This is a genomic window from Mesorhizobium sp. BHbdii (assembly GCF_053848045.1).
Map to the genome: position 1 here is coordinate 21,678 of NZ_JBSPKX010000008.1, position 12,976 is coordinate 34,653.

5 protein-coding genes and 4 pseudogenes are annotated in these 12,976 nt (G+C 59.6%); 4 read left to right on the forward strand and 5 right to left on the reverse strand.

Annotated elements, in window-relative coordinates:
• Nucleotides 1-48 precede the first annotated feature (48 nt).
• Both ACWTU8_RS27905 and ACWTU8_RS27910 read left to right on the forward strand, forming a co-directional pair.
• A complete protein-coding gene (locus ACWTU8_RS27905; RefSeq protein ID WP_455850755.1) occupies nucleotides 49-846 on the forward strand; it encodes an amino acid ABC transporter ATP-binding protein in 798 nt (265 codons plus the stop codon).
• A gap of 145 nt (nucleotides 847-991) precedes the next feature.
• Nucleotides 992-2,161, forward strand: coding sequence for a M24 family metallopeptidase (locus ACWTU8_RS27910; protein WP_455850667.1), 1,170 nt, complete (start codon nucleotides 992-994; stop codon nucleotides 2,159-2,161).
• Nucleotides 2,162-2,609: 448 nt separating this feature from the next.
• Here the strand turns inward: ACWTU8_RS27910 and ACWTU8_RS27915 are convergent.
• Both ACWTU8_RS27915 and ACWTU8_RS27920 read right to left on the reverse strand, forming a co-directional pair.
• Nucleotides 2,610-3,634: pseudogene (locus tag ACWTU8_RS27915) on the reverse strand (transposase).
• 319 nt (nucleotides 3,635-3,953) lie between these two features.
• Nucleotides 3,954-4,838, reverse strand: a complete 885-nt coding sequence (locus tag ACWTU8_RS27920; RefSeq protein WP_455850668.1) for a carbon-nitrogen hydrolase family protein — start codon at nucleotides 4,836-4,838, stop codon at nucleotides 3,954-3,956.
• A 246-nt stretch (nucleotides 4,839-5,084) separates the two neighbouring features.
• Here ACWTU8_RS27920 and ACWTU8_RS27925 point away from each other — a divergent pair, with 246 nt between their 5' ends.
• The gene (locus ACWTU8_RS27925) at nucleotides 5,085-6,488 is read left to right on the forward strand and encodes an aminotransferase-like domain-containing protein (RefSeq protein ID WP_455850669.1); all 1,404 of its coding nucleotides are present in this window, start codon (nucleotides 5,085-5,087) and stop codon (nucleotides 6,486-6,488) included.
• A gap of 431 nt (nucleotides 6,489-6,919) precedes the next feature.
• Here ACWTU8_RS27925 and ACWTU8_RS27930 read toward each other — a convergent pair.
• From ACWTU8_RS27930 to ACWTU8_RS27940, 3 pseudogenes are all read right to left on the reverse strand, one after another.
• Nucleotides 6,920-7,938: pseudogene (locus tag ACWTU8_RS27930) on the reverse strand (IS110 family RNA-guided transposase).
• 80 nt (nucleotides 7,939-8,018) lie between these two features.
• Nucleotides 8,019-8,785, reverse strand: a pseudogene (locus ACWTU8_RS27935) (IS5 family transposase).
• A 281-nt stretch (nucleotides 8,786-9,066) separates the two neighbouring features.
• A pseudogene (locus ACWTU8_RS27940) lies at nucleotides 9,067-10,088 on the reverse strand (IS110 family RNA-guided transposase); the annotation flags it as partial.
• 291 nt (nucleotides 10,089-10,379) lie between these two features.
• Here ACWTU8_RS27940 and ACWTU8_RS27945 point away from each other — a divergent pair.
• Nucleotides 10,380-12,953, forward strand: coding sequence for a GcvT family protein (locus tag ACWTU8_RS27945; RefSeq protein ID WP_455850670.1), 2,574 nt, complete (start codon nucleotides 10,380-10,382; stop codon nucleotides 12,951-12,953).
• Nucleotides 12,954-12,976 lie beyond the last annotated feature (23 nt).

Below are 12,976 nucleotides of genomic sequence, written 5' to 3' on the forward strand. Positions count from 1 at the left end.
GTTCAAGTGAAGGGCGGTCCAAACTGGTACTCTAAGGCGCCTGCCGATATGCCGTATCCAGAGTCAAGCTCGGATCGAAAGTCATCGAGCCAGAGGCAAGCGGCAGTGAGCGACACAGTCATCGAAGCCAGGAATGTCTCGAAGTGGTACGGCGCCTTCAAAGCACTGACTGATGTCAACCTCACCGTCCGCAAAGGCGAACGCGTCGTCATCTGCGGCCCTTCCGGATCGGGAAAGTCGACGCTGATCCGCTGCTTCAATCGGCTCGAGGCGCACCAGGAGGGCGAGATCACCGTAAACGGGATCAGGTTGCACAGCAAGATGCGCGACGTGGGTGAAGTTCGCAAGAACGTCGGCATGGTGTTCCAGCACTTCAACCTCTTCCCGCATATGACGGTGCTGATGAACTGCATGTGTGGCCCGATGTGGATCAAAGGCGTGCCCGAGGCCGAGGCTAGGAGGCTCGCCCTCAAATTCCTCGAGCGCGTGCGCATACCGGAGCAGGCGAACAAATTTCCGGGCCAGCTCTCCGGAGGCCAGCAGCAGCGCGTTGCAATTGCCCGTTCCCTCTGCATGGAGCCTGCCGTGATGCTCTTCGACGAGCCGACCTCGTCGCTCGATCCGGAGATGGTCGCTGAAGTGCTCGAGACGATGACCAGTCTCGCGCGTGACGGCATGACCATGGTCTGCGTCACCCACGAGATGGGTTTCGCACGATCCGTTGCCGACCGGGTGATCTTTATGGATACAGGCCACATCGTCGAAGAAGGCAAGCCGCACGACTTCTTCACCAATCCACAACACGAAAGAACAAAGCTCTTCCTCAGCCAGATCTTGAAGCACTGAGGGAGGGGACATACTGCCATCCACAGAATGCAGATCTGGATCAGCAACGACCAGGTCCATTGTCCCCGGATGCGCGTTTGGGAGTGAGCAACCACAAGGTATACAGCCGATCAGTCGCGGCTTGGAATGTTGAAGGATTGCAGAAATGCTTAGGTTTGAAGTGTCTGAATACAGAACACGTCTTGAAAAGGCGCGCAAGGCAATCGAGCAGGCGGGCGTCGATCTCCTGGTCGTTACGGATCCGGCCAACATGAATTGGCTTACTGGATACGACGGCAACGCCTTCTACGTCCCTCAATGCGTTGTTGTATCCAAGGACAAGGACCCTCTCTGGTTCGGCCGCGAAATGGACGCCAACGGTTGCCGCCGGACGGCCTACATTGGCGAGGATCGGATAAGGTGGTACGAAGACCAATACGTCCAGTCCGACACGTTGCATCCTATGATGGTTCTCGGTCAGATCATCACTCAAGAGGGGCATGGCACGGCGACCATCGGCGTCGAAAAGGATAACTACTACTTTTCTGCCTTATCATATGAGGTTCTTTCAGCAGCGCTCCCTAACGCAACGTTCAAAAACGCTGACCGACTGATCAACTGGGAGCGCATTGTAAAATCACAACGAGAAATCGAATATATGCGCGGTGCTGGCAAGGTCGTCGAAGCTATGTACCAACGCGTTTCCGAAGTGCTGCGCCCTGGCGTGAAGCAGTCGGATGTAGTTGCGGAATTGACGCATGCGGGAACGCGCGGCGTGGGAGACTACTGGGGGGACTATCCGGCCGCCGTGCCTAACATCGGCGCCGGCGCGGATGCGTCTGCCCCCCACCTCACGTGGAGCGACCGCCCAATCCGACCCAACGAAAGCATTTTCTTTGAACTCGCGGGTGTTCACAAACGGTATCACTGCCCCCTTGCCAGGACTTATTACCTCGGGAAGCCGACCCCTCAGATACTCGACGCTGAGAAAGCCGTTCTCGATAGCATGCAGGCTGGTCTTGAGAAAGCCGTGCCCGGTAATTTCTGCGAGGACATCGCAAAGGCTTACGTTGGCGCGTTAGCTCGCTATGGCTTGGTCAAGACCGGCCGCTCCGGCTATTCGATGGGCCTCGGCTATCCGCCAGCATGGGGCGAGAATACCGCTAGCTTCCGGGACGGCGACAAGACGGAGTTGCGCCCAGGTATGACATTCCACTTCATGACTGGCCTATGGTACGGTGACTGGGGTATCGAAATTACCGAAAGTATCCTGATCACCGAGGGCCAAGTTGAATGCCTGTCAAACGTTTCCCGCAAGCTGTTCGTAATCGACTGACCTACTTCTGGCGGCTGGCAACCACTGCTGCGGCTTCGTCCTGGTCAGTTCTGGGATCTGTGGCCGTGAAGTTCTCAGTTTCATTCGCCACTCGTCACGACCAAGGAGAAACTCAATGAGATCGGTTTCGTCGCCGGAAGCGCCGTTCACGCGGTGATGGTTGGGCCCGTTCGAGCGCCAGCAACTCTGGACAGGCGGAGACCATCGGCATGGCGATCGAGAAAATCGTCGTGCCATCGCTTTCGCCGGCTACAGGCCCATTTTAGTAGCGGCAACGCGAGGCCCATGACTACCGCTTGGCGATATCGGGGATTGTTTTGGACAAGGTATTTCTCCACGCCAATTTTGCCGACCACTGGCTGTCCAATATTCGGGAAAGCGGCACTCGCTCCTGATCCAGCAGCCGGCTGGAGTGGCTCCCATTTCACCGGACATGCGGCGGTTGGGTTTAGGCACTGAGGCGCAAGAACTCGCGAGGTGAGCGGAACTTGAGGCCGGAGTGCGGGTGGAGCTCACAATAATCGTCGATCCATTTGGGCAGCAAGGCCAGGATGGTGTCGGCGTCTGGGAGGATGACGATCGAGGCATAGTCCCTATTCAGGGTTTGATGAAGGCCTCGGACATGCCGTTGCTCTGTGGGCTTCGAACCGGGGTGTAGAGTAGGCCGATGCCGAGGGCCGCGGCCATCTGTGCAGTCTGGCGGGCGATATCGGCGCTGCCATTGTCAGAGAGCCATTCCAGTCGGTGCGGAACCTTGAGGGTCTGGAAGCGTCGCTCGACCGCCGCGATCATCAGGTCAAGGACCATCTGGCCGGAGATGCCAGCATTGGCGACCGCCGACCAGGCAATGATCTCTCGGTCGCAAGCATCGATGACGAAGACGATGCGGACGACCTCGCCATTGCGGGCATGGATTTCCAGATGATCTGAGCACCAGCGGATGTTGGAACGCAGGGCAACAACGCTTGCGATAGGGCCCACGCGGCATGGAGGGCTTGCTGCTGCGGTTAATTAGATTCGACCGGGAGACGCCCAGCGTTCTGGCAATCGCGCTCATTGGGAATCGCCCTCGGGATCGCTCCACGACAGCAACGGCGACGACCGTTTTTTGGGGCGAGCGAGGTCAAGGGCTTCCTTGAGAATCTCGGCTTCCATGGTCTTCTTGCCCAGCATGCTCTCGAGATCGCGCACCCGCTTCTCCAGCTCGCGGACCTGGGAAGAGCCCACAACATCTTCGTCGGCCTGAACGGCGGCATGGCCGCCCTCGAGCATGCGGCGTTTCCGGGCGAAGAGCTGGCAGGGGGAAATACCGGCGCGTCGTGCCACGTAGGAAACGCTGATGCCCGGCTGCATGGCTTCCTCCACCAGCCGAACCTTCTCGGCGACGGACCAGCGCCGGCGGCGCTGCACCAAGGTGATAACTTCGACCCGCCGAAACGGCTCATCGGAACTCTTGGACATAGTCGTACTCATAGGCGCATGCCTATGCCTATCGGCTATGCCGCCTGTCCGGTCAAAATGGGGTGCGCTCCACGCCACTTGGTCATTAAGCTGAATTGGGCCTATCAAATTCAGTTGCTCCTTGGAGCGTTGATGGTACTGTTATCGGGCCAACGCGTGAACTTTCATCGAGGCGCTTCGACTGAAGGATTTGGTCTTTCGACCGGTGAGCGAGCCGGCGATCAGGCGGTGCATTGTGCTGCTTGAGAAGGCGCGGGGCCCCGCTTGGTCTATGTCCAGCGCTTTGTCGATCTCTGAGTGTGCAGGCGACAGTGATCAAGGCCCGACGAAGTCACCGTTGCAGCGTCAAGCTTCCATAAAGATAGGGACGCCGGTCGTTCCAGAGATTGAAGAAACTGCGATACCGAATGACCTCTTCAAGGTCGATCTTTGCGCGCAGGACCTCTTCGCTCTCACTATCAGCAGAAGCCACTATCCGGCCATCGGGAGCGGCCACCACGCTGTTTCCCAGGAAGCAGTGGCCGCTCTGAACACCGACGCGGTTGCAACTGAGAAAGTACACTCCATTTTCTTGCGCGCGCGTAAAGACGCGATGATGGAACTGCGCAGCGTCTAGCGGGTCTTCGTTCTCTGGCCTGAACGAGGCCCAGACATTTGTCACGACCTCCGCGCCCAAAAGCGCGAGAGCCCGCGTCGCCTCGGGGAAGCGGATGTCATAGCAGACCTGCATGCCAATCCGACCGATCGGAGTGGTCGCGACCGGGAAATCCTGACCGGCCGCAAACAGCAGTTTTTCGTTCTGCCAAAGATGCACTTTATGATAGACGCAGGATGCGCCGTCAGGCCCGATCAGCACTGAAGCATTGGTCAATCGACCGGATATCAGGGCATCACGCAGCGCCATGCCAATGACGATGTGGGAATCATGCTGGCGAGCAATGGTCGCAAGATCGCTTATTGTTGGCCCTTCCAAAGTTTCGGATGCCTCGTGCAAGCGTGCGGCATAATCCCTGAAGCCGGCAAGCCCAAGCCCGACCGGGGTACCGGGAACCAGCGGTTCCACATATCCTGTGATCGCGAGTTCCGGAAACAGGATTAGGCGGGAACCCGACGCCGCCTCAGCCTCGGCGATCTCAAGAATCCTGCCCCGGTTGCTATCCGGATCGAGAGCGACAATCTCGATCTGCGCCAGACTCACCTGGAACGGATCGGGCATCTGTTCCTCCATCTAGGTGTCGCAAAAAGGAAAAACTCTGCTACCAAGCCGCTCGGAAGGCAGGAGTATGACGTCTGCCGGACATAATCCAAAGTGGCGAGCATCAAGATCTGCGACGACCATGCCACAATGTCAATTTGACTATTGACACCATTCCACTTTAATGAGGATGAATGGGCGAGATTCGGGTCGAACACGACGGCTCGTGGAGCGTTTTCCAAAGCCGAACCACAGTAGGAGTAGCAAGTGAAGGACTGGGTGCCGGACCTGTCGAAGGCGAGCGGCTATCGATATCGGGCCCTCGCCGAAGCAATAAGGGCCGCGGTGCAGTCGAGCGAACTCGCGCCGGGGGAGCGCTTGCTTTCACACAGGGACATGGCCTGGAAGGCCGGAGTGACGGTAGCGACGGTGGCCCGCGCTTACCAGATCGCCGGAGAATGGGGAATGGTCTATTCCAAGGTAGGGCACGGTACGCGGGTGCGCGAGATAGCCGATAGCAGGCGGCCGCTCGTGCTGCGGGAAGAATCCAACCACCTGGTGAATTTCGGACTGCTGCTGGCCACTCCGCTCACCGAGTCTGCATTGCGCAAGCAGGCTTTCACCAGTGTGTTTGCCCACATTGGCACGAAGATCGTGGAACGCTCCCTGTCGGGCTATGCGCCCGACCTTGGCTACCGCGCACACCGCGACCTCGGCGCAGCGTGGATCGAATCTCTCGGCGATGCTTGCGAAAGCGAAAACATCACCATCACGCGTGGCGCTCAGGAAGCGTTCCTAATCCTGCTTAGCATGCTTACGCAGCCGGGGGATCCAGTGCTGGTGGAGGAGACTACATATCTCGGCTTAGCGCACATGCTAAGGTTGCGGAACCACCGCATGGTAGCGACGCCGATGGATACGGAAGGCATCACGCCGGACGAATTCAACGAACTCGCCCGCAGTTCGAAGGCTCGCCTCCTGTTCGTGAGCCCGACGCTGCAGAATCCGACCGGTGCAACGATGTCGCTGGAGCGGCGCCAGGCCATTGTGGATGTAGCTCGCAGTAACGACCTTCTCATCATTGAGGACGATCCCTTCGCCGCATTGCTATCAGGCCAGCGCCCCACGTCAATTTCTAATCTGGCGCCGGAACGCACCTTCCATCTCTACAGCCTGTCCAAATACGTCGCGCCCGCTATGCGAGTGTGCTTCATGAGCTGCCCAAGCGCCCACATTCAGATGCTGGAGGGCGTCAAGCATTCGGTGACACTCGGCGGGCCCTTTCTGCAGGCGGAGATCGCAGCGGAATGGCTTCGGCGCGGAATTCTAAAGAAGCTCTGTAACTGGCAGGCCGAGGAAATGCGCCACCGCTGGGCGCTAGCACGAAGCGCTTTTGGACACCTCATCCCGGAGGATGCGTCACCCAGCCCCTTCGTATTCCTCCACCTACCCGAAACATGGCGGGCCGGCGAGTTCGTCAGCGCCGCGCGGGCGGCTTCGGTGAGCTGCATCGAGGCGGATCGGTTCACAGTTGGACGAGCGTCGGCACCCCAGGCTGTCAGACTGTCGCTGAGTTCGCCAGTGACCGATGACGAATACAGGCTGGGCCTCACCCGCCTGTCGGACCTGGCGACTTCCAGCTATGTTCCCTCGAGCGCGATCCGCTACTGAAGCACCCTCCCGCCCGACGTGCCCTTTCATAGCGCTGTGGGCACTGTATTACCGACTTCTTTGCCGTCCGTAGGGCCAAGACTTCGGTAACGGGGCCGGTGCAGTCAAGTCCAAAGAGACGCAGCGAGCGGTTCGGCAACACTCTGTGCCGGCCGATTGAGGACTGTTCATTCCGAGCGCGTGATCGCGATGAGAGCGCTGGATCGCATCCCTTCTTCTGAGGCCACCCCGGGGTTCATGCTTCGGTCCGTGGGCAGCGCGATGTCTGCCATCATGATGCTGGTCAGTGCGGTACGCGACCGGAGGCCGGCGACAGTCCTGACCACGGCATCATCGGGGACCGCGTCCCGGTAGGGACCTCGAAGGGCTGCGGTCATGCAGCCATCAGTTGAGCGCTCCTGCAAGCATTTGATCTGTCATGCTCGGGCGGTCTACGCCGCAGCATCGATCCGGAACTCTGTGGCATCGCTCCACATGCGATGGAGCACAACACCGATCCGACGGCCCAGGGCAATCATCGCCTTTTCGTGCCTCGCCGTTTCTTGACTTGTACAGCCCACGTCCTGAGCCATGAGGGGCGTCCCGCGGTTCATCATCACTGTAGCCGCTTGGCACAGGGCCCTGCATAGATTGGTGTCGCCCGCACGGGTGATACCACCTGTCGCGTCACGCTCTCCCGACTGATGCCGAGATGGTGTGAGCCCGACCCAAGGGCCGACTTTCTTGGAAGAAAAGAAACGGGCGGGATCATCGATTGCGGATCGGAAGCCAGCGCGACCACGGCGCCTACTCCGGGCATGGTCATCAGCAATCTGCACACCGGGTCCTCATTGGCGAGCAGTCGAACCGACCGTTCGAGCGCAGCCGGTTCGCCGCGCAGGGCGGCTCTGGCCCTCAGCATGGGATCGCTCGCCGCCTTGAGCTTGGCATTGCCATCCACCAATTCGCGCACCCGTAGGTCAAAACGGCCACGTGAGATCGCCCCTACTTTCAGGCCAAAGTTCCGAAGCAGGCCGCGCAGCGACATCTTGAGAGCTATCATGCCCTGCTGGATGGCCTTGCGCGCACCGAGCAGGGCGCGAACCTCCTGCGCCGAGATGGATTTGCAGTGCACCGGACGGAACCAGCCCAGATGCAGAAGTCGCGCAATACCCTCCGCATCCCGGCGATCCGTCTTGACCGGCATCGCCATCAGCGCCCCTTTCACCTGTCGGGTTTCCATGAGCACGAGTTCGAACCCGGCCTCTGTCAATCGCCGATGCAACCATTGTGACAGCGGGCCAGCCTCCAATCCGATCACTTCTATCTCGTTGCCCAAGGCTTGAAGGAAGTCGTGGAGTGCCTCCGGTTCACTCGGAACCTGGGCCTCCTTCACGATCTTGCCATGTTCGCTGATCACGCAGACCGACGAACTGGCGAGAGATACGTCCAATCCTACAAAAAGCTTCATGTCATCCGTCTCCATCCAATCCTGACACGGGGATGGCTGCGGTTCGCCCGAAGCATTGCAAGGTGTAACGGCAGGCCCCGTTACGGCATCTCATAACCAGTTCTGACGGTTGCGGCGATGCAGACGGCGGCGAGGAAGTTCCGGGCGAGCCGATCGTAGCGGGTTGCGATGCGGCGGAAGTCCTTGATACGACAGAACATGAGCTCAATCGCATTGCGGTCTCTGTAGAGGAAGGGCGAGAAGCAGTTCTTCCATTTCCGGTTCGCCTTGGGCGGGATATTGGCCAAGGCGCCGCGTCCGCGAGCCTGCTCCCGGATGGCATTGCTGTCATAGCCTTTGTCGGCATGCAGGATTGGCGCCGCCGGCATCTGTTCGATCAGCAGCGCCCCGGCAGTGCAGTCGGCTACCTGGCCGCCGGTCAGGAGAAAGGCGACCGGCCGGCACAATCCATCCGTCAGGGCATGGATTTTGGTGGTCCGTCCGCCTCTCGACGACCGATGGCCTGATTTTGCTCGCCCCTTTGCCGCCGGCCGCACAGCGATGCGCCCTTACCGCCGATGAGTCGATGAAACGCTCGGCCGGAGGCCCCCCTGCGTTGGCGAGAGCATGGACAATGGCGCTCCAAAGGCCCCTTGGCCGACCAGCGCTGGAACCGGTTGTAGAGAGTCTTGCGCGGTCTATAGACCGACGGAGCGTCGACCCAGCGTGCGCCGCTCTTCACCACATGGATGATGCCGCTGATCACGCGGCGATCATCGACGCGCGGCTTGCCTCGGGTGTCGGTCGGCAGATGCGGTTCAAGCAGCCCAAACTGCTCATCGCTGAGCCAGAAATATTCGCGATTCATGACGGGTCCCCCTCAGAGACCCTGAACGTATGGGCCGCCCCGTCCGCAAGGGTGTATTGAAGATTGCTCTGTTCAGTCTGCGTCAACGTATCCGGTCTCGGGATCTGTCCCGGCCAAGATGGGGATCCGCGCAGCCTGCTCCTCATAATCACAGCGGTCTCGATCGAGCGTTCAAGGTTTCAGGTTTCCAGGCTGCCGTTCAACTGTCAGGCCATCTTCCTTTCACCACCCGCAGACAGGCACGCCCGCCGGTTCAAGTGCCGGTGAGAGCCCTGTACCGATGCCGCCGCGATCGCCGGATCGAAACCGCGATCCTTGCGCGGCACCGCCCAGGCGATGCGTGCCAGCTTGGTCGCCAGCGCGACCACGACGACCTTCTTGTGCGCCCGTTCCGACAGCCTACGCGCCCAGCGCCCCAATGGCGGGTCCTGGGCCATGATGCGCGGCAGCACCGCCCGCGCACCGTGGATCAGGTTCGCCCGGAGGTACCGGTTGCCGCATTTGGATATGCCAAGCAATCGCGGCTTGCCTCCGGTGGTCGCCTGCTGAGGCGTCAGGCCAAGCCAGGCGGCAAGGTCACGGCCGCGCCCGAAGCTGCGAGCATCACCGACCGCGGCCGTCAGTGCGGTGGTGTTGATGGCGCCAATCCCGGGGATCGTCGCAAGGCGATGGGCCGCTTCGTCCTCGCGCGCCATGTGCGCGAACTCCGCATCGAAGGCGGCGATCCGCTCATCTAGGTTACGCCATTCGGCGCGCAAGTCCTCGATCAGAACCCGCATGCGCGGCGATAGCAGGGGATCGTCTTCGTCGGCGAAGACTGAAAGCGCATCCTCCAGCCTGCGCCGTCCCTGCGCCACGACGATGCCACGCTCCAGCAAGAGCGCGCGCAGATGGTTGATCAGCGCTGTGCGCTCCGCCACCAGACGCGAGCGCGCCCGATGCAAGGCCTGGGTGTCCGATTGCACCTCGCTCTTGACCGGCACGAAGCGCATCGTCGGCCGCGTCGCCGATTCCGCGATCGCCTCGGCATCGTGGTCGTCGTTCTTATTCGCCTTCACATAGGGCCGCACATATTCCGGCGACATCAGTCGGACCGTGTGACCCATGGCGCCGAGCACCCGACCGAGGTGATGCGCGCCGCAGCATGCTTCCATTGCCACAATGCAAGCCGGCAGCCTGCCGACGAAATCCGCAACGCCGCCACGACGAACGCGCCGACGCAGAACACGGCACCAGCTTTATCCAACCCGACGAGGCTGCACACCTTCTTGCCAAGGTCAATTCCAAGCACGAAGATCGACATCAGTCCGTTCCTCTCTCGTTCCAAAACAAAGCAATCCTAACGGATCGCTCGGAGAGGGGCAGGCTATCCCATAATCACAATCCCGCCGTCAGAGGAACCCCTTTTATGGGTCCGGACCCTAGGAGGCTGTGCTGGCAATCACATGCTACGGTGTTCTATTCCGATTTTAGACACATCGGTGCGCATGCAGCACCGACCGGCCCATCAACGGCCGTACTCGCGAATTCGTCAGTCAGATCCTTTAACGGCGCGCCGCTACCGCTAAACATTAACACCAGGTCAATACCAAAATTGACATATGAGCATCTGAAGTCATCTGATACGCCAAGGCCGTCGGGGTTAACCGACGCTGTTGGCTTGTGGACTAAGGACCTGATGTTGGTGGACAATTCAGAAACGTCACCGGATTTTGCCGAAGCTGTACCAGGCGATGCCGATATTGTCGTGATCGGCGGCGGCGTGATGGGCTGCAGTGTTGCCTATCACCTCGCCAAGTTAAGCGGCGGTACAAAGCGCGTTCTCTTGCTGGAAAGAGACAAGCTCACTTCGGGCACTACTTGGCACTCGGCTGCTCAGGTGCGGCAGTTGCGTTCTACGGAAAACCTGACGCGGCTCATTCAGTACTCGACCGAGCTTTATACGGCACTCGAAGCCGAAACTGGACAAAGCACGGGCTGGTTGCAGACGGGTTCAATAAGCATCGCCACCAATCCGGATCGTCTTACTCACATACGACGCCAGGCCGCTCTGTCGGAAGCATTTGGAATACCAGCCCAAGAAATTACGGCGCGGGAGGTGGCGGAAGCATGGCCGCTCGCGAACGTGTCCGATGTTATCGGGGCAATCTACTCTCCCAATGACGGACGGGTAAATCCAAGCGATCTGTGCACCGCTCTCATAAAGGGATTTCGTTCACGCGGGGGCCGCGTGCATGAAGACACGCCAGTCACAGGGTTAAAGCGACACGGCAGGCGCCTTACCGCAATTGAAACGAGCAAGGGCACGATTCGCTGCGAAACCGTTGTCCTAACGGGCGGGCTATGGAGTGCCAGTATCGGGGCTCTGGCGGGGCTTCACGTACCGCTCTACGCTTGCGAACATTTTTATCTCCTCACCAAACCGGTGGACGGCGTCGTCCGTCATCGGCCGACCCTCTCGGATCACGACGGGCATCTTTATATCCGCGACGAAAGCGGTGGGCTCCTCGTCGGCTGCTTTGAGCCGAGAGGAAAGCCAATCGATGTCTCAGAACTGCCGGCTAACTTCGCATTTGGCCTGCTCAATGAGGATTGGGATCATTTCGAACCCATGATGCACAACGGCATCCATCGCATTCCGGCGTTGGAACACGCTGAGGTGCGAATGCTTTTGAACGGCCCCGAGAGCTTTACGCCTGACGGCGCTTTCCTGCTTGGGCCTTCGGCAGAAGTGGACAATCTGTTTCTGCTTTGCGGCATGAATTCTGTGGGTGTCGCGACCGGAGGGGGCGCTGGCAAAGCTCTTGCGCAGTGGATACTGGAGGGCGGCGCACCGATGGACCTCACGGGCGTGGACCCGCGCAGATTCCCACCGATCGAGAGCAATATCGGGTTTCTGCGGGAGCGCACGCCGGAAGTGCTCGGCGAGCACTATGCGATTTCTTTCCCCGGCCACGAATGGAAGAGCGGGCGCGACCTCCGCCGCGGCCCGCTGCACGACGACCATGTACGTGTTGGCGCGCAATTGGGTCAGCGCTTCGGATGGGAGAGACCTCTGGTTTTCGGCACCGATGTCGACATGAGGCCAACGTTTGGAAAAGCTGGCTGGCACGATTTCGTCGCGAAGGAAGTGGAGGCCGCGCATAAGGGGGCGGCATTGTTCGATCAATCCACGTTCGGCAAGATACGAGTCGCGGGTTCTGACGCCGAAACGTTCCTCCAGCGCCTTTGCGCCAACGATATGGCACGCGACCCTGGACGTGTCATCTACACGGCCTTTTTGGATGACCGGGGTTGTTTCCAGAGTGATTTTACTGCCCAGCGGATCGACGAAGATGAATATGTCCTATACGTGAACACAAACGGTGTCCTGCGCGACCTCGTCTGGCTTCTGAACCATCGACGCAGTGATGAGCGCGTCGAGATCGAAGACGTTACGGAGGCGTTCGCCGTCATAGGATTGATGGGTCCGTTATCTGCAGATGTCTTGAGCAGCGCTTGTGACGGATCTGATCCGCTCGCTGATCTTCCATTTTTTGCGCACCGGACATTCTCGTTGAAGGGCATAGATCTCCGCGCCGCTCGCCTGTCTTATGTTGGCGAATCGGGATGGGAGATCACAGTCAGCGCCGCAGACGCTCCTCGATTGTATAGAATCCTGCGCGAAAGTGGCCACGCAGCGGGAATCTGCCCGGCAGGTCTGCTAGCTCAGACTTCGATGAGAATAGAGAAAGGTTTTCTATCGTTTGGACACGACATAACGCCGGACGACACGCCCGTTGAAGCAAGGCTCATTCATGCGACAAAACTCGGAAAGGACATTGACTTCATCGGCCGGCCGGCGTTGGAGCGGCGGCTTAAGCAGCGTCCTGATCGCCAAATGGTGACTATCCTTCTGGATAACGCATTCCAAGCCAATCCGATCGGCGGTGAGCCAATCCGAATTGAGGGCAGAATAGGAGGACGTGTCACTTCAGCGAGCTTCGGATTTCGTGTTCAGCGGCCGGTTTGTCTTGGTTACCTGAAAGGTGACTTTGCCGAACTAGCCGGCGCGGAAGTTGAGGTCGACATCGCAGGCCGGCCCTATCCCGGCCGCGCACAAACAGCCGCTGCATTTGATCCCAAGGGGCTACATCTCCGAGCCACCTCGGCAGCGGTGGTAGCATAGGCGCACCTCCAAAAATTTGCCGT